The following is a 17616-nucleotide window of genomic DNA, read 5'->3' as shown; positions in this document are numbered from 1 at the left end:
TTGACAACATCAGAGTAGAGATCGGCTCCCGCACAGGGAACGGACGGGGGGACACAGAGACAGCACTGTGACGGTTCTCGCTTGCCGTGACGTACGGGAACCGTTCCGGCGGACGGTTCCCTCACGCTCAGTCAGCCACCCGGTACGTCGACGATGCCTGCTCGAACAGGCGTGTGACCTCGTCGCGTTCGGCCTCCGGGCCACGCAACTGCACCACGTGGTACCGGCCGTTGATGAGGATCGCGAGGTTCCGTACGAAGATCTCGCTCCCGGTGGAGTCCTGCCAGGTGAACTGTCCCTCGGCCATGCGCCGCCCGCCGACCTCGATGAGCCGCATACCGCTGGAGGTCGCCCAGGTCGAGTCGCGGAACGGCTGGAGCTCGCGCTCGTCCTCCCGCTGATACGCCAGCGGATCGCTGCCGAACGTGCCGGCGCTGTCGCGGCCGGGGACGACGATGAGCTGGAAGCCGCCCTGTGCGTAGACGATCTGGCCGCGCCCGTTCTTGGGCGTGCGGTCCCAGCCGCGGGCGACGGCGACCTGGAAGCCCTCGGAGTCCTTGCGCAGGGTGAAGCCCTGCGCAACCTGCTGGCCGTTGCCCTGCTCCTCGGCCGAACCCGACGATCCGGAGGGGCTCTTGTCGTCGTCGGCGGGCGAGGTCTGGTCGGGCCGCGGCTCGCTGCTGGCCTCGGGAGCGGGGCTGACGTCCTCGGCCGCACCGGTCCGGCCGGTGTCGGGACCGCTGCCCGTGCCAACGGCGTCGCTGGAACCGGCCTTCGGCATGAACACCATGGCGTACGCGATCGCCGCGGCCAGCGCGAGCAGTATCACCAGGAGAAGGTTCCGCCCGAGACTGCGCGGCCTGGGCGACCTGGGCGGCCGGTCCTGCTTGGCACGCCGGTGGCGGGCGTGCGGGCCGGCCGCGGGCAGCCCGGCGCGGCGCCTGGGGACGAGCCAGCCCCGGCGCCGTACGATCGGCAGCCGGTTCGGTTCCGCGGGGGGTGCCGCTATCACGTGCGCACCGGCCTCGGGCTCCGGAGCCGACCGCACGAGCGAGCGCAGCCAGCCGCGCAGTTCCTCGAAGTCCAGCCGCTCGGTGGGGTCCTGGCGCAGCAGCGACTCGACGACCGGCCGCAGCGGCCCGCACTCCTCCGCGAACGCGGGCGGCTCCGAGCACACCAGCTGCACCAGTTCGGCGGTGTTCTCCTCCGGGTACGGCGCGTGCCCCTGCACGGCTCGGAACAGCAGCGCCCCGAGCGCCCACAGGTCGGTCGAGGGCCCGATCGGCGCCGCCAACTGCCAGTTCTCGTGCACCGGCCCGGCCTGTTCGGGCGCCCACCTCTCGGTGACGGGGCCCACGACCGCCATCCTCGCCTGCCGGGCCCGCTCGGCGGCCAGCGCGGTGGCGGGCCCACGCCGGGGAGCACCGGTGGGGACCGTCTGGCCCCACGGGCTGGGCACGCTGTCACCGTATGGGGCGGGTGCGGACGCGCTGTTGCCGTACGAGGGGCTCGCGGGCGCGCCCTTGCTGAGGGGGTCCGCGCCGTACGCGCCGCTGCCGGGCACGCCGTGCCCCTGGGTGCCGGCACCGAGGGCGCCACCGCCATAGGTGCCCGTACCGGGTCCACCGGGTCCACCGGGTCCGCCGTGCTCTGGTGCGCCGTTCCGCGTGCCGTGCGCCTCGCTCTCGCCGCCCCGGGCGCCGGTGTCGCCGCCGGGGAGGGCCGGCCGTCCCCGGCCATTGCCGTCGGCTGTGGGAGCGCCGGCGCGGGGCAGCGCTCCGTGCCAGGGGTTCGGCCGTGCCACGCCGTACGGGTCGGCGATCTGCCCGGGCGGTGTGTACGGCGCGCCCTGACCCGAGGCGGGCGTCACCTCGCCGTGAGCGGGCGCCGGTCGCTGCGCGGGCAACTCCACGCTCTGGCCGCCCTGCTGTTCCTCGTGCACGCGTGCCGCGGCCCGCGCACCGGCGCGGTAGGCCGCGATGGCCCCGGCCCGGGCCGCCCGGACGTCACCGCCCGCGTCGAGCACGCGCTGTCCGCCCGACGGGTCCGGGTCCGTGACCGGCCCGGCGCCTCCGGCCGCCCGCGCCTCGATGGCGGCACGCCGCGCGAGCTCGGGATCGGCGCCACCCGCCAGGGGCGCCCCGCCCTGGGGCCCCCTCAGCTCAACGGCACGCGATCCGCCGCCGTCCGGGCCACCGCGCCCACCGTCGGCAGAAGCAGCCGCGGAACCGGAGGCACCCGAAGGGCCCGATGCCCCCCGCGGTTCCCCGGGCGGGCTCTCGCCCCCGAACTCGCGCACCGGCACGGGGTCGTACCCGCACAGCGCCTCCTCGGCCGCTCCGGCCGCCAGCCCGGAGAGCACCACGCGCCCGTCGTCGCAGACGAGGACGGTTCGCGCGGTGATGTTCCGGTGCACCCAGCCATGGGCGTGCAGCGCGCGCAGGGCGGTGAGGACGTCGGCGGCGACCTCGGCCGCCCGGTACGGCGTCAGCGGCTGCTCGGCGAGCAGCGCGGCCAGCGGCCGTGCGCCCACCAGCTCACTCACTATCCACAGCGACCCGCTCTCGGCGAACACGTCGAAGACCTGGTCGAGCCGTGGGTGGTCGGGGATCTGCGCGGCGGCCTGCGCGGCCTCGATCGCCCGGCGCACGGCCGGGTCGGTGGGCCGACGCGTGGTCCGCGCGGCGGTCCGGCCTGCCCTGCCGTCGCGGGCGACGTACCCGTCGGGCAACCCGTCCGCGTCGAGCACCTCCGCCTCGACGATCTCGGGCAACGGCACCTGCCGTAGGAGGACTTCCTGCCCGCTGTATGTGTCGAACGCCCGGGTCTCGGCCAGTTCGTACTCGTCCGACGGCGGCAGCGGCAGGCGGTAACGGTCGGCGAGTACCCGTCCCGCATAGTCGTCCACGATGCCTCCCCCGGCCACATGGTCGGTCAAATCCGTTCGCCTCGCGCCCCGTTCCGTACTGGATGCGTACGGTCCGCAGCCATTCACGATACGTGCCGGAGGCAACCCGCATTGAGGGGATTCGAGATCTCACCCCTCCCAAGCCTTTCAAGAGGTCTCAGTACCCCCTCAGGGCCTCGCCTGATCCTCTCAGAGGACGCCGAGGGAACCTCTCAGGGCTTCGCCTGATCCCCCGGGAGGATCCCATCCGGTCGTCCGGGCCTCCGGCCGGACTTCAGGACTTCGGCTGGAACGTTTCCGTGAACGTCCGCCACGTGTCCTTGCGCAGCTCGCTGTCCCAGTCGGAAGCCTTGGCGGTGTACATCAGCGCGTACCCCTGCTGTGAGTTCACCACGAACCCCCGGTCGATCGACCGGTACTTCGTGCCGCTCTCCGTGTAGGTGAACTCCCAGTCGGCCGTCTTCCAGCCGCGGTAGTCCACCTCCTGTATTCCGACGCGGTCGTACTGCGAGCGCGTCATGTAGCGCTCCTGGTTCTCCCAGTCCGCCACCGGGTCGTCCTTGGGTGTGGTCGTCCAGGCGACCAGCAGCTTCTGCCCGTCGGGCCCGGCGAAACGGGCACCTGCGGCATCCGTCGACCGGTACTTCCACTCCTTCGGCAGCCCGATCGAGAACCCTTGCGAACCCTTGTACGTCGACTCCGCGATGCCGTCCGAACCCGACGCGTCCCCGCCGCTCCCGGAACCGCTCTCCGTGCTCGCCTCGCTGCTCGCCGACGCACCCGCTCCCGGGGCCGCCTCGGACTTCTCGGTCTTCTCCGTCTTCTCGGTCTCCGTACGGGCGCCCGAGTCGTCGTCCTTGCTGCTGCTCGCGCTCACGCCGCTGGACGCGGCCGCCTTGGTGTCACCGCCCTTGGAGTCCGACCCGCCGTCGTCGCCGAGGGTCAGCGCGAGCACGGTGCCGAGTACGGCCAGCACCACGACCACCGCGACGATGACCAGCGTCCGCCGGGGTACGACGTCGGTGATCGGCGCGCGGGGCACGGGCCGCGGCGGCAGGTCGGGCGGCGGCATCTCCGGCCACCCCGAAGTCCGGCCCCCGGCCACCGCGTTGACCGACTTGGTGGCGGCGACGTCCTCTGCTCCGGCCGGCCCGGCCGAGGCCTTGCCCCCGGACGCGGTGCCCCCGGAGCCACCGGCCTGCCCGGACAGCGCCCCGGACTTGTCTGAGGTCTTGTCGGAGGACTTGTCCGATACGCCCGTACCGGCGGCCGTCCCCTGCCCCGACCCAGCCCCGGCACCAACTCCGGAGCTCGCCCCGGGACCTGCGGTGGAGCCGGGTGCAGAGCTGCTCCCCGAGCCGGATTTGGATGGGGAAGCGGAAGCGGATGCGGATGCGGAAGCCGATGCGGAAGCGGAAGCGGATTCCGTCCCGGACGAAGCCGTCCCGGAGGCGCTCTCCTCACCTGCCTTGCCCCGCGTGCCTGCCGCCGCCGTGGCCGCCACGGCCCCCGACGCCGCCTTCCGCACGGAACGCAACGCCCCGCGCCAGCGCTCCGCCGGCTCCCCCTGCTTGGCATCCGCCCCGGAGCCGGCCGAACTCCCCTTCCCCGAGAGCTCCTCCGGCACCGGCGGCAAGGCCACGACCCGCGTCGCGTCCAACGGCTCCGGCTCGGCCTGCTTGGGGTCGGGCGCATGGATGACGTCGCTGAGCAGGGCCCGCGCCCCCGCGTCGTCGAGCCGCTGCTGGGGGTCCTTGGCGAGCAGTCCGAAGATCACGTCCTTCAGCGGTCCCGCGCACTTCGGCTCCGGGACCGGCTCGGTCATCACGGCGGTCAGCGTCGCGATGGCGGAGCCCTTGTCGTACGGTGGCACGCCCTCGACCGAGGCGTACAGCAGGCCGCCGAGGGACCACAGGTCCGCCGCGGGGCCGGGCTTGTGACCGCGCGCCCGCTCCGGCGAGATGTACGAGGGGGCGCCGACGAGCATGCCGGTCGAGGTGATGGACGGGTCGCCCTCGACCTGTGCGATGCCGAAGTCGGTGAGGACGACCCTGCCGTCCTCCTTGGAGATCAGCACGTTCGACGGCTTCACGTCACGGTGCAGGATTCCCTCTCGGTGGGCGGCGCGCAGCACATCGAGGACGGCGAGGCCCACCTCGGCGGCGCGCTTCGGCTCCAGGAGCCCGTCCTCGCGGATGACCTCGGCGAGCGACTTGCCCTCGATGAGCTCCATCACGATCCACGGCCGGTCGTCCTCGTCGACCACGTCGTAGACCGTCACCGCCCCGTTGTTGCGGATCCTGGCGATCGCCTTGGCCTCGCGCAACGTGCGCGTGATGAGGCGCCGCTTCTCGTCCTCGTCGATGCTCGACGGGAACCGCAACTCCTTCACGGCGACCGTACGGCCCAGCGTCTCGTCCTTGGCCCGCCACACCGTGCCCATGCCACCGCGGCCGAGGACCCCTCCCAGCCGGTAACGCCCGGCGAGGAGACGTCCGCTCTCGTCCCGACGGGATGCCCCGCCCCGCTCCGCCTCCGACATGCGTCCCCTCATGCAACCCGCCCTGACAGAGCCTCCATTGTCCCTCACCCGACAACCGCTCCACGCCCAGGGTGTCCCTTGCACGCCCGAAGACACGCCCTCGGCCGACCCCGGCCCGGGGAGCGCGCTACGGCACCGCACACCACCACAGCCGGGACAAGGACTTCACCACGGCGCCGCCTCGCGTCCACCGCAGCGACACCGACGGCCGTCGCACCGAACCCACCCCCCTCACCGCCGAGTTCTGCCCCGCATCTCGTAGAACGACCGGGTTCCGAACAGAGATCCCAGCTCACGACACCCGTTCGAGTGATACCAACGGATCCCCCGTCCCCCGTCCCCTACCCCCCGCCCCGTATCCCCTCATCCCCATCCCCTCACTACAGCGGCACGATGTCCGGCGCCCCCAGCCGTGCCGCGTCGGCGGTCAGGTCGTCCGGCTGGCGCTGCGACTCCCGCTCGGCCTCCACCCGCTTCCGGTAGTGCTCGATCTCACGCTCGACCTGGTCCTTGTCCCAGCCGAGCACGGGAGCCATCAGCTCCGCGGCCTCCCGCGCACTGCGCGTGCCGCGGTCGAACGTCTCGATCGAGATCCGCGTCCGCCGCGTGAGCACGTCGTCCAGGTGCCGTGCCCCCTCGTGCGAGGCCGCGTACACGACCTCGGCCCGCAGATAGTCCTCGGCCGCGTGCAGGGGCTCCCCCAGCGACGGATCGGTCCCGATCAGGTCGAGCAGTTCCTCCGCCATCGCCCCGTAGCGGTTCAACAGGTGCTCGACGCGTGCCACATGGAGTCCGGTGCGCGCCGCTGTCCGAGCCCGCGCGTTCCACAGCGCCCGATACCCCTCGGCCCCGAGCAGCGGTACGTCCTCGGTCACGCACTCGGCGACCCGCTGGTCGAGACCGTGCACCGCCGCGTCCACGGCGTCCTTGGCCATCACCCGGTAGGTCGTGTACTTTCCGCCCGCCACGACCACGAGCCCCGGCACCGGATGCGCCACGGTGTGCTCGCGCGACAGCTTGCTGGTGGCATCCGACTCGCCTGCGAGCAGTGGCCGCAGGCCCGCGTACACGCCCTGCACGTCGTCCCGGGTGAGGGGCACCGCCAGCACCGAGTTCACGTGCTCCAGGAGATAGTCGATGTCCGCGCTGGACGCGGCCGGGTGGGCCTTGTCGAGGTCCCAGTCGGTGTCCGTGGTGCCGACGATCCAGTGCCGCCCCCAGGGGATGACGAACAGCACGGACTTCTCGGTCCGCAGGATGAGCCCGGTCGTGGAGTGGATCCGGTCCTTCGGCACGACCAGGTGGATGCCCTTGGACGCCCGCACATGGAACTGGCCCCGCTCGCCCACCATCGCCTGGGTGTCGTCGGTCCACACACCGGTGGCGTTCACGACCTGCTTGGCGCGGACCTCGTACTCCCCGCCCGCTTCCACGTCCTGCACCCGGGCCCCGACGACGCGCTCGCCCTCGCGCAGGAAGCCGGTCACTCGCGCGCGGTTGGCGACCTTCGCGCCGTACGACGCCGCCGTGCGCACCAGAGTGGCCACGTAGCGGGCGTCGTCCATCTGGGCGTCGTAGTACTGGAGGGCCCCGACCAGGGCGTCCTTCTTCAAGCAGGGCGCGACGCGCAGGGCGTTGCGGCGCGTCAGGTGACGGTGCACGGGCAGGCCCCGGCTATGGCCGCGCGCCATCGACATGCCGTCGTAGAGTGCGACGCCCGATCCCGCGTACAGCCGCTCCCAGCCCTTGTGCTGCAGCGGGTAGAGGAACGGCACCGGCTTCACCAGGTGAGGTGCCAGCCGCTCCAGCAGCAGCCCGCGCTCCTTCAACGCCTCCCGTACGAGCGCGAAGTCGAGCATCTCCAGATAGCGCAGCCCGCCGTGGATCAGCTTGCTGGACCTGCTGGAGGTGCCCGACGCCCAGTCACGCGCTTCGACCAGTCCCGTGGACAGGCCGCGCGTCGCCGCGTCGAGCGCGGTGCCCGCACCGACCACGCCCGCGCCGACGACCAGCACGTCCAGCTCGCGCTCGGCCATTCCCGCCAGGGACTCGGCGCGCTGCGCCGGCCCCAGTGTCGCTGTCCTCACCGCTGCCTCCCGCTGTCTGTCGCGCTGGTCCCGCCTTCCCGGCAAGACCCGGCTCACATCCCCCATGCCCAGAATTCTGACCGCGTCGTCCGACTTCGGCCACCACCCGCCGTCCGCCTGTGGACAACTCTCGGGGACGCGCGGAGAAAGAGAGTCAGCCAATACCGCATAACGGTCATATTTACTCCTAGTCTGACATTGCGCTCGCCCATCCTGTCCACAGGGCTTGCGCGACTGTTCCGCTTCGGCTATCGCGAAGGACGGCCCACGCCATGCCCGCAGATCTCGCCGTCATCGGACTCGGTCAGCTCGGCCTGCCGCTGGCCCAGGCCGCCGTCGCCGCCGGCATCCCCACGCTCGGGTACAGGACCGCCCCCGATGCCGACTCCCAGAACGGCTCCCTCACCCCCGCCGAACTCCGCCGCATGCGCGCCCAGGGCTTCCGGCCCACCACCAGTCCCGCCGAACTCGGCCGCGTCCGTACGGCGGTCATCTGCGCCCCGACCCCGCACGGCGCCGACGGCACCCTCGACCTCACCCATGTCGCCGACGCCGCCCGCACCCTCGCCGAACGGCTGCGCCCGCACACCACGGTGATCCTGGAGTCCCCCGTGCACCCCGGCACCACGGAGCAGTTCCTGCGCCCGCTCCTCGAAGAGGGCTCCGGCCTGCGCGCGGGCCGCGACTTCCACCTCGCGTACTCACCGGGCCGCGCCGACCCCGGAAACCGCGACTTCGGCCCCGCCAACACCCCCAAGGTGATCGGCGGCCTCACCCCCGCCTGCACCGAGTCGGCCGCCGCCTTCTACGGGCGCCTCACCGACAAGGTGGTACGCGCGCGTGGACCCCGCGAAGCAGAGACCGTGCAGCTCCTGGAGACCAACTACCGGCACGTCAACATCGCCCTCGTCAACGAGATGGCCGTCCTCTGCCACGACCTGGGCGTCGACCTGTGGGACGTCATCCGGTGCGCCGAGACCAAGCCGTTCGGCTTCCAGGCCTTCCGTCCGGGCCCCGGCGTCGGCGGCCACGGCGTCCCCCAGGACCTGGCCGGCCACGCGCCCCGCTCCCTGCGCATGGTCGAACTGGCCCAGCGGGTCAACGACCGCATGCCCCAGTACGTCGTCCAGCGCGCCGCCACACTCCTCAACGAGCACGGCAAGTCCGCCCGCGGCGCCCGCGTGCTCCTCCTCGGCGTCACCTACAAGCCCGACGTGGCCGACCAACAGAGCACCCCCGCACGCGAGATCGCCCTGCGTCTGATGGAACTCGGCGCCGCCGTCAGCTACCACGACCCGTACGTCCCGTCCTGGAACGTCCTCGACCGCCCGGTCCCCCGCGCCGACTCCCTCTACGAGGCCGCCGCCGACGCCGACCTGACGATCCTGCTCCAGCAGCACCGGACGTACGACCTGCAGGGGTTGTCGGTGAAGGCGCAGTTGCTACTGGATACGCGGGGGGCTGCGCCTATGGGGGCGGCGCATCGGTTGTGACGGGGGGCGCGTGGGTGGCTGAGCCGCCGGGACTGATGGTGTGCGAGGCGGGTCCGCCGCTAGCGTACGGACAGGTGGAGCCCACCGCAGTCGGCTACTGCGGCAGGCTCTAGGACGGGTTCCGGGTATCCGCCCCTAGGTCTCGTAGGGACGGCTACTCGCCGTCCACGGATCCGCAAGATCCGCCCTGCAGTACGGTGCCGCCCGACGGCGGATCCGGTACCGTACAACAGGTGGAGCCCACCGCAGGGGGCACTGCGGCAGGCTCCCGGGCGATTCACAGAGTGTCCACCCCTAGTTTTCGTAGGGGTGGCCGCTCATCGCCCAAAAATTCGCAAGATCCACCTCCTACGGAACTTCACCAGCCGAAGCCTGAATCGGTCCCCGCAGGTGGGCTTGCGGTGGCGTCCCATGAGCGCCCCCTTCCACGATGCCGCCCATAGGCCCGGTAGGCGGTCCGTTGGAGTTCGGGCCGGGCCCCGAGGGCCGGGGTCCGGAACCGTGTTCCTTGGAAGGGGGCGCTCAGAAAACCGAGGCGCCGGACACGGACGTTACCGCTTCAGCACTGCCCTCCAGCGCGTATTCGCACCGAAGGCAACCGTGCGCCCCCGTACCGCAAAACACGCCCCACCAGCCCCACTTGGGCACACAAAAAGACCCGGTCACCCCCACGAGCAACCGGGCCCTTCGATGCCTACGGCCTGACGGCCTACCGCTTGTGCTGCGAGTCCGCCACCGTCACCTCGACCCGCTGGAACTCCTTCAGCTCGCTGTACCCGGTGGTGGCCATGGCCCGCCGCAGCGCCCCGAAGAAGTTCATCGAGCCGTCCGGAGTGTGGGACGGGCCCGTCAGGACCTCCTCTATGGTGCCGACCGTCCCCAGGTCGACCTTCTTGCCGCGCGGCAGCTCCTCGTTGACGGCCTCCATGCCCCAGTGGTGGCCCTTGCCCGGCGCGTCCGTGGCACGGGCCAGCGGCGAGCCCATCATCACCGCGTCGGCACCGCAGGCGATGGCCTTGGGCAGGTCGCCGGACCAGCCCACGCCGCCGTCGGCGATGACGTGCACGTACCGCCCGCCGGACTCGTCCATGTAGTCGCGCCGGGCGGCGGCCACATCCGCCACCGCCGTCGCCATGGGCACCTGGATGCCCAGCACGTTGCGCGTGGTGTGCGCGGCGCCGCCGCCGAAGCCGACGAGGACACCGGCCGCGCCCGTACGCATCAGGTGCAGGGCCGCGGTGTACGTGGCGCAGCCGCCCACGATCACCGGGACGTCCAGCTCGTAGATGAACTGCTTCAGGTTCAGCGGCTCGGCGGCGCCGGAGACGTGCTCCGCCGACACCGTCGTACCGCGGATGACGAAGATGTCGACGCCCGCGTCCACGACCGCCTTGGAGAACTGGGCGGTGCGCTGCGGAGAGAGCGCGGCGGCGGTGACCACACCGGAGTCGCGCACCTCCTTCAGGCGCTGCCCGATCAGCTCCTCCTTGATCGGAGCCGCGTAGATCTCCTGGAGGCGGCGGGTCGCGGTCTCCGCGTCCAGCCCGGCGATCTCGTCGAGCAGCGGCTGCGGGTCCTCGTACCGCGTCCAGAGGCCTTCGAGGTTCAGGACGCCGAGGCCGCCCAGCTCGCCGATGCGGATGGCGGTGGCCGGCGAGACGACCGAGTCCATGGGGGCGGCCAGGAAGGGCAGCTCGAAACGGTAGGCATCGATCTGCCAGGCGATCGAGACCTCCTTCGGGTCCCGGGTACGGCGGCTCGGGACGACGGCGATGTCGTCGAAGGCGTACGCCCGGCGGCCGCGCTTGCCGCGCCCGATCTCGATCTCAGTCACGTGAGTGGCCTTTCCCTTTGCGTTCCAGCGCCTCCAGTATCCCCGACACCCGTGACAAGGGCGGTCCCGGAGGTTCCGGGACCGCCCTCATCGAACCGTGGACGTGGGGCACGCGTACGCGTGGAGGCTGTTCTCCAGCTCCGGCCGTTCAGCCCGGCAGCTCCGGCTGTTCAGCCTCGGCTGGTGTAGTTCGGTGCCTCGACCGTCATCTGGATGTCGTGCGGGTGGCTCTCCTTGAGGCCCGCCGAGGTGATGCGCACGAAGCGGCCCTTGGACTCCATCTCGTCGATGGTGGCGGCGCCCACGTAGCCCATGGTCTGGCGCAGACCGCCCACGAGCTGGTGCAGAACGTTGGCCAGCGGGCCGCGGTAGGGCACCTGTCCCTCGATGCCCTCGGGCACCAGCTTGTCGTCGGTGGCCACCTCCGCCTGGAAGTAGCGGTCCTTCGAGTAGGACCTGCCCTGGCCCCGGGACTGCATGGCGCCGAGGGAGCCCATGCCGCGGTACGACTTGAACTGCTTGCCGTTGATGAAGAGCAGCTCACCGGGCGACTCCTCGCAGCCCGCTAGGAGGCTGCCGAGCATCACCGTGTCGGCGCCGGCGGCCAGCGCCTTGCCGATGTCGCCGGAGTACTGCAGGCCACCGTCACCGATCACCGGGACACCGGCGGCGCGGGCCGCGAGGGCCGCCTCGTAGATGGCCGTGACCTGCGGGACACCGATACCGGCGACGACTCGGGTGGTACAGATCGAACCGGGGCCCACGCCCACCTTGATGCCGTCCACACCGGCGTCGATCAGCGCCTGGGCTCCGTCGCGCGTGGCGACGTTGCCGCCGATCACGTCCACGCCCACGCTCGACTTGATCTTCGACATCCAGCTGAGCGCGTTGCTGTTGTGGCCGTGCGAGGTGTCGACGACCAGGAAGTCCACGCCGGCCGCGGCCAGTGCCTGGGCCCGCTCCAGTGCCTCGGGGCTGGCGCCGACGGCGGCACCCACGAGCAGACGGCCCTCGGAGTCCTTCGCGGCGTTCGGGTACTGCTCGGCCTTCACGAAGTCCTTGACGGTGATGAGGCCCTTCAGGACGCCCGCATCGTCGACCAGGGGAAGCTTCTCGATCTTGTGGCGGCGCAGCAGGTCCATGGCGTCGTTGCCGGAGATGCCGACCTTGCCGGTGACCAGCGGCATCGGCGTCATGACCTCGCGGACCTGGCGCGAACGGTCCGACTCGAAGGCCATGTCGCGGTTGGTGACGATGCCGAGCAGCTTGCCGCTGCCGTCGGTGACCGGGACACCGCTGATGCGGAACTTGGCACACAGGGCGTCGGCGTCGGCCAGCGTCGCGTCCGGGTTCACCGTGATCGGGTCGGTGACCATGCCGGACTCGGAGCGCTTCACCAGATCGACCTGGTTGACCTGGTCCTCGACGGAGAGGTTGCGGTGCAGCACACCGACGCCGCCCTGCCTGGCCATCGCGATCGCCATGCGGGACTCGGTCACCTTGTCCATCGCCGCCGAGAGGAGCGGGATGTTCACACGCACATTGCGCGACACACGGGACGAGGTGTCGACCGCGTTCGGGAGCACTTCGGATGCGCCCGGCAGCAGCAGCACGTCGTCGTAGGTCAGCCCGAGTGTCGCGAATTTCTCGGGCACTCCGTCGACGTTTGCAGTCATGACACCTTCCCCAAATGGCCTTGCTCGGTGCGGATGTCCATGCTAACGGGAAGCGGAGGTGCCTCATTCCATGGCGTAGCGCACCCTTTGGCTTCGTATGTTCGTACGGTTCGGGCATCACTCCCGTTCATCAGCGCACCGGATGCGGCCGGAAATGCACCTCCCGGAGGTCCGGGGCAGGCCCCCGGGGGAGCCCGCCTACTGCTCCGCCAGCGCCCGCAACCTGCTCAGTGCGCGGTGCTGTGCCACGCGTACGGCCCCTGGAGACATCCCCAGCATCTGGCCCGTCTCCTCAGCCGTGAGCCCCACCGCGATGCGCAGCAGGAGCAGCTCCCGCTGGTTCTCCGGAAGGTTGGCCAGGAGTTTCTTGGCCCACTCGGCGTCGCTGCTCAGCAGCGCACGCTCCTCCGGGCCCAGCGAGTCGTCCGGCCGCTCGGGCATCTCGTCCGAGGGAACCGCCGTGGAGCCCGGGTGGCGCATCGCGGCCCGCTGCAGATCGGCGACCTTGTGGGCGGCGATGGCGAAGACGAACGCCTCGAAGGGCCTTCCTGTGTCCTTGTAGCGCGGCAGCGCCAGGAGCACGGCGACGCAGACCTCCTGTGCCAGGTCCTCCACGAAGTGGCGAGCGTCACCCGGAAGCCGGGACAGCCGCGTACGGCAATAGCGCAGGGCGAGCGGGTGGACGTGGGCGAGCAGGTCGTGCGTGGCCTGCTGGTCTCCGTCGACAGCGCGATGAACGAGCGCGCCGATCACCGTCGTCTCGTCATCGCGCATCGGTCCATGGTGCCCTGAGGCCGTCCGCCCCGTGACACCGTGCGCCATGTTGTGCACCGAAGCGTTATGAGCAGGTGCGCCGGAACTCATCTCCTGCGCCCTCCCCTTCCGCTCGTCCGACTCGTCCCCGAGGAACTCCACACCTCAAGGATGCGGCATCCGCGGCGAAACAAGCAGCAGGCACCCGGCGGGCCGCTTTGCCACCCCCGGCCACCTCGCGATACGCACCCCCGTTGACCTGCCGGAAAGCGCTCCCGCCGACTTTTCGGGAACCGGCCCCGCCCACCCTGCGGCAGGCGGGGATTCCCGAGCCCCCGCTTCGGTTCACCTTTAACGGACCAGGCCCCACCGGAAGCCCAGTGCCACGGCGTGCGCCCGGTCGGAGGCGCCGAGCTTCTTGAACAGCCGCCGGGCATGTGTCTTGACGGTGTCCTCGGAGAGGAAGAGCTCCCGGCCGATCTCCGCGTTCGACCGGCCGTGGCTCATGCCCTCCAGGACCTGGATCTCGCGCGCGGTGAGCGTGGGGGCGGCCCCCATCTCGGCCGAACGCAGCCTGCGCGGGGCGAGCCGCCACGTCGGGTCGGCGAGCGCCTGCGTCACCGTGGCCCGCAACTCGGCGCGCGAGGCGTCCTTGTGCAGATAGCCCCGCGCCCCGGCGGCCACCGCGAGCGCCACTCCGTCGAGGTCCTCGGCGACGGTGAGCATGATGATGCGCGCACCGGGGTCGGCGGACAGCAGCCGCCGTACGGTCTCGACGCCGCCCAGACCGGGCATGCGTACGTCCATGAGAATCAGGTCCGAGCGGTCGGCGCCCCAGCGGCGGAGGACTTCCTCGCCGTTGGCCGCCGTCGTCACGCGCTCGACGCCGGGCACGGTCGCGACCGCGCGGCGGAGCGCCTCTCGGGCAAGCGGGGAGTCGTCGCAGACGAGGACGGATGTCATGGCCGCCCTCCGCAGCTGATGCGCGTCACCTTGAGCCTCCAGGCTGGTACGAATCGTCACCTGTGCGGTCGACACTCGCGAGCGGACTTGAGACGCCTGCCCGAGCGCTTGTTCCTTCAACCGCCTCCGCACTCTCAACGACGGTCACTCGAAAGAGTTACGGGGCACTGAGCCACCTTCGGCACTCTACGTGAGGGGACGGACACAGCGCAGACATGCGCAACGGACCCTCAACGTTTCATCACAACCATGCCCCATTTAGCCCCATTTCTTCCCTTTTTGCGGTGTTTGAGGCTAGATTCGCAATGGGTCATATTTTCATCTCCTTAGATCGCGGATGTACGGTCGAGTCACATCGTCGAGTCACATCTCAGCCCAGAACGGCAACAAGGGGACAACGCAATGGCAGATTTCTCCCGCCTTCCCGGGCCCAACGCGGATCTGTGGGACTGGCAGCTCCTTGCGGCGTGCCGCGGAGTCGACAGCTCGCTCTTCTTCCACCCGGAGGGTGAGCGTGGCGCGGCACGGAGCGCTCGCGAGAACTCGGCCAAAGAGGTCTGCATGAGGTGCCCGGTCCGCGCGGAGTGCGCGGCGCACGCGCTGCGGGTGCGCGAGCCGTACGGCGTGTGGGGCGGACTGACAGAGGACGAGCGCGAAGAGCTCATGGGCCGGGCGCGCAACCGGCTGGTGTCGGCATCGGCGACCGGAAGCGATGCCGCCTCGCACAACTGAAAGAACGTTTCCTCGATACCCAACACCGCACTGCACGCCGGGCACGCTTACGTGTGCCCGGTTTTTCGCTATCGGGCGGCCGCCTTGGCCAGCTGCTCCAGCGTCGCCGCGACCGCGGGCACCTTGGCCAGGTCCGGCAACGTGAGCGCCACGATCTCCCGGCGCACGGCGGGTTCCACCGAGACCGTCCGCACCCCCTTGGGCCGTACCGACTCGATGGCCAGCTCCGGCAGTACCGCGACGCCGAGCCCCGCCCCGACCAGGCCGACGACGGCCGGGTAGTCGTCGGTCGCGAAGTCGATCCGCGGTGTGAAGCCCGCTCCCTCACAGATCTCGACCAGGTGGCCGCGGCAACGCGGACAGCCCGCGATCCAGGGCTCCGCGGAGAGTGCCCCGATCTCCACGGATTCCGTACGGGCCAGCCGGTGCCCCTCCGGTACGAGCCCGACGAGCCGGTCGCTGAGCAGCGGGCGCACGACCAGGTCGTCCCACTCCTCGGGCCCGGCCGCGCCCTCGTACCGGAAGGCGAGCGCGATGTCGCAGTCCCCCTGGCGCAGCATCTCGACGGACGCCGGCGGCTCGGCTTCCTCCAGAAAGACGCGGGTCCCGGGGTGCGCGGCGCGCAGCGCGGCGAGCGCCGTGGGCACGAGGGTGGAACTGCCGCTGGGGAAGGACACGAGACGGACGCGTCCGGCCCTGAGGCCGGCGATGGCGGCCACCTCCTCCTCGGCGGCCGTGAGCCCCGCGAGGATCCCGGCGGCGTGCCGGACCAGCGCCTCGCCCGCCTGCGTCAGCCTCATCTCGCGACCGCTGCGGATGAGCAGCGGCGTACCCACCGAGGTCTCCAGGGCCTTCATCTGCTGGCTGACGGCGGGCTGGGTGCAGCCGAGCTCACGTCCCGCCGCCGAGAAGGAGCCGGTGGTGGCGACGGCACGCAGGACGCGGAGATGACGGGCCTCAATCACGCTTCGAGCATAAGTCAAGCTTGGACAGGGAGCCGGATATTGCGTCGACGCTTTGGCCGTGATCGCCTAGCGTGCCGCCATGAAGGTTCTTTCGCTGAACGTGGGGCGCCCCAGGACCGTGGATCACGCGGACCTTCGAGGGCACGTGACCGGCATCGACAAGCGACCGGTGGAGGGGCCGTTGCGGATCTCCGCGCCCGGTCCCAAGGGAGTGGGCGCCAGTGGGGTGGCCGGGGACGCCGTCTGCAACACGGAGCATCACGGCGGCGAGGACCAGGCGGTGTACGCGGTCGCGCGTGAGGACCTCGACGGCTGGGAGCAGGAGCTGGGCCGAGCCCTGCCCAACGGCGTGTTCGGCGAGAACCTCACCACCGAGGGCATCGACGTGTCCGGCGCCCGGATCGGGGAGCGCTGGCGGATCGGCGCCGACGTGATCCTGGAGGTCACCTCGGGCCGTATCCCCTGCCTCAACTTCCAGGTGCACCTCGGTGAGCAGGGCTGGGTCAAGCGCTTCACGCGGAAGGGCGCGCCCGGTGCGTACCTGCGGGTCGTCGAGACGGGCGAGATCCGGGCCGGCGACCCCGTCGAGATCGTCCACCGCCCGGACCACGAGGTGACGGTGGCCCTCCAGTTCCGGGCCGTGACGACCGAGCCGGCGCTGCTGCCACAGCTGCTGGCGGCGGGGGACGCGCTGCATCCGGAGGCACGGAAGCGGGCGGAGACGTACGTGGCGAAGCACAGCGGGGGCGTGTAGACGGCAGGGCACCCAGGGCGGGACCGTGTTCGGTGCTGGGCGCGGGAAGGACAGGTGAAGGCCTTTACGGGCGGCGGACTCGCACAGTCCGGTTCACTAACCTTGCGTCATGACAACGGCTCTGATTACGGGTTCGACCGCGGGTATCGGCGCCGCCTTCGCTCGGCGGCTGGCGGCTGACGGTCACAACCTCGTCCTGGTGGCGCGCGACACGAAGCGGCTGCGCGAGCAGGCGACCGAGTTGCACGACCGGCACGGCATCGAGGCGGAGGTGCTGACCGCCGACCTGTCGACGGACGACGGCATCGAGTCGGTGGAGCGGCGGCTGGCCGACCGCAGGAACCCTGTCGACCTGCTGATCAACAACGCGGGGTTCGGCACCAAGGGCCACTATCTCGACGTGCCGATGGCCGACGAGCTGACGATGCTCAAGGTGCACTGCGAGGCGGTTCTCCGGCTGACCTCCGCGGCGGCCGAGGGGATGCGGGAACGGGGCCGGGGCGGAGTCGTCAACGTGGCGTCGGTGGCCGCGTTCGTGCCGCGGGGCACGTACAGCGCGTCCAAGGCGTGGGTCGTGCAGTTCACGCAGGGCGCGGCGCGGGATCTGGCGGGCAGCGGGGTGCGGCTGATGGCGCTGGCCCCGGGCTTCGTGCGGACCGAGTTCCATGAGCGGGCCGGCCTGGGCACGGACAGCATCCCGGGCTGGATGTGGCTGGACGCCGACAAGCTGGTCACGGCGGCGCTGGCCGACCTGGCCCGCGGCAAGTCGCTGTCCATCCCGGACCCGCGGTACAAGGCGCTGATGGGCGTGGCGAAGGTACTGCCCCGGGGCCTGCTCGGTGGGATCACTGCGAAGGGGAACAAGTTCGGGCCCCAGTAGGGAATCCCGGCAGGCCGAACCCCGGTGGG

12 protein-coding genes are annotated in these 17616 nt (G+C 71.2%); 4 read left to right on the top strand and 8 right to left on the bottom strand.

The genetic code is table 11. The features are described 5' to 3' along the window. Positions 1-127 precede the first annotated feature (127 nt). The 3 genes from E0500_RS13610 to E0500_RS13600 all read right to left on the bottom strand — a co-directional run bounded on the left by E0500_RS13610 (position 128) and on the right by E0500_RS13600 (position 7537). Positions 128-2908 (bottom strand): protein kinase, encoded by a 2781-nt coding sequence (locus tag E0500_RS13610; RefSeq protein WP_131568025.1) that lies wholly within the window; start codon positions 2906-2908, stop codon positions 128-130. Positions 2909-3182: 274 nt separating this feature from the next. Continuing rightward, on the bottom strand, positions 3183-5450 hold the full coding sequence (locus E0500_RS13605) for a serine/threonine-protein kinase (protein WP_131568037.1): 2268 nt from the start codon (positions 5448-5450) through the stop codon (positions 3183-3185). 380 nt (positions 5451-5830) lie between these two features. Continuing rightward, on the bottom strand, positions 5831-7537 hold the full coding sequence (locus tag E0500_RS13600; RefSeq protein WP_131567109.1) for a glycerol-3-phosphate dehydrogenase/oxidase: 1707 nt from the start codon (positions 7535-7537) through the stop codon (positions 5831-5833). 272 nt (positions 7538-7809) lie between these two features. On the opposite strand from E0500_RS13600, the gene E0500_RS13595 reads away from it, so the two are divergent. Beyond that, positions 7810-9030 carry a nucleotide sugar dehydrogenase gene (locus E0500_RS13595; protein ID WP_131567112.1) on the top strand — a complete coding sequence of 407 codons (1221 nt, stop codon included), beginning with the start codon at positions 7810-7812 and terminating at the stop codon, positions 9028-9030. A 709-nt stretch (positions 9031-9739) separates the two neighbouring features. Here E0500_RS13595 and E0500_RS13590 read toward each other — a convergent pair. The 4 genes from E0500_RS13590 to E0500_RS13575 form a co-directional block, all read right to left on the bottom strand. After that, positions 9740-10864 carry a GuaB3 family IMP dehydrogenase-related protein gene (locus E0500_RS13590; protein WP_131567115.1) on the bottom strand — a complete coding sequence of 375 codons (1125 nt, stop codon included), beginning with the start codon at positions 10862-10864 and terminating at the stop codon, positions 9740-9742. Between the two features lie 170 nt (positions 10865-11034). Further along, positions 11035-12540 (bottom strand): IMP dehydrogenase, encoded by a 1506-nt coding sequence (gene guaB, locus E0500_RS13585; RefSeq protein ID WP_131567119.1) that lies wholly within the window; start codon positions 12538-12540, stop codon positions 11035-11037. A 198-nt stretch (positions 12541-12738) separates the two neighbouring features. Beyond that, positions 12739-13314 (bottom strand): sigma-70 family RNA polymerase sigma factor, encoded by a 576-nt coding sequence (locus tag E0500_RS13580; RefSeq protein WP_131567123.1) that lies wholly within the window; start codon positions 13312-13314, stop codon positions 12739-12741. 330 nt (positions 13315-13644) lie between these two features. Continuing rightward, entirely contained in the window at positions 13645-14256 is a 612-nt protein-coding gene (locus E0500_RS13575) for a response regulator transcription factor (RefSeq protein WP_003948568.1), read from the bottom strand. Between the two features lie 402 nt (positions 14257-14658). On the opposite strand from E0500_RS13575, the gene E0500_RS13570 reads away from it, so the two are divergent. Further along, on the top strand, positions 14659-14988 hold the full coding sequence (locus E0500_RS13570) for a WhiB family transcriptional regulator (RefSeq protein ID WP_131567125.1): 330 nt from the start codon (positions 14659-14661) through the stop codon (positions 14986-14988). A 68-nt stretch (positions 14989-15056) separates the two neighbouring features. On the opposite strand, the gene E0500_RS13565 is transcribed toward E0500_RS13570, so the two are convergent. Then, on the bottom strand, positions 15057-15953 hold the full coding sequence (locus tag E0500_RS13565; RefSeq protein ID WP_131567129.1) for a LysR family transcriptional regulator: 897 nt from the start codon (positions 15951-15953) through the stop codon (positions 15057-15059). Positions 15954-16032: 79 nt separating this feature from the next. Between E0500_RS13565 and E0500_RS13560 the strand changes: the two genes are divergently transcribed. Further along, positions 16033-16707 (top strand): MOSC domain-containing protein, encoded by a 675-nt coding sequence (locus E0500_RS13560; protein WP_131567132.1) that lies wholly within the window; start codon positions 16033-16035, stop codon positions 16705-16707. 109 nt (positions 16708-16816) lie between these two features. Next, positions 16817-17587: an SDR family oxidoreductase gene (locus tag E0500_RS13555; protein WP_131567136.1), complete on the top strand. Its 771-nt coding sequence runs from the start codon at positions 16817-16819 to the stop codon at positions 17585-17587. The last annotated feature ends 29 nt before the right edge of the window (positions 17588-17616 follow it).

This window comes from Streptomyces sp. KM273126, assembly GCF_004337435.2.
Taxonomy (GTDB): domain Bacteria; phylum Actinomycetota; class Actinomycetes; order Streptomycetales; family Streptomycetaceae; genus Streptomyces; species Streptomyces acidicola.
Note: the sequence above shows the minus strand (reverse complement) of the source record. Positions and strands in the feature narration are given on the sequence as shown.

Bases quoted from the DNA above. Each gene is read 5' to 3' on its own strand.
- E0500_RS13605 (WP_131568037.1), bottom strand. From the start codon at position 5,450: ATGTCGGAGGCGGAGCGGGGCGGGGCATCCCGTCGGGACGAGAGCGGA.
- E0500_RS13595 (WP_131567112.1), top strand. From the start codon at position 7,810: ATGCCCGCAGATCTCGCCGTCATCGGACTCGGTCAGCTCGGCCTGCCG.
- guaB (WP_131567119.1), bottom strand. From the start codon at position 12,540: ATGACTGCAAACGTCGACGGAGTGCCCGAGAAATTCGCGACACTCGGG.
- E0500_RS13580 (WP_131567123.1), bottom strand. From the start codon at position 13,314: ATGCGCGATGACGAGACGACGGTGATCGGCGCGCTCGTTCATCGCGCT.
- E0500_RS13575 (WP_003948568.1), bottom strand. From the start codon at position 14,256: ATGACATCCGTCCTCGTCTGCGACGACTCCCCGCTTGCCCGAGAGGCG.
- E0500_RS13570 (WP_131567125.1), top strand. From the start codon at position 14,659: ATGGCAGATTTCTCCCGCCTTCCCGGGCCCAACGCGGATCTGTGGGAC.
- E0500_RS13560 (WP_131567132.1), top strand. From the start codon at position 16,033: ATGAAGGTTCTTTCGCTGAACGTGGGGCGCCCCAGGACCGTGGATCAC.
- E0500_RS13555 (WP_131567136.1), top strand. From the start codon at position 16,817: ATGACAACGGCTCTGATTACGGGTTCGACCGCGGGTATCGGCGCCGCC.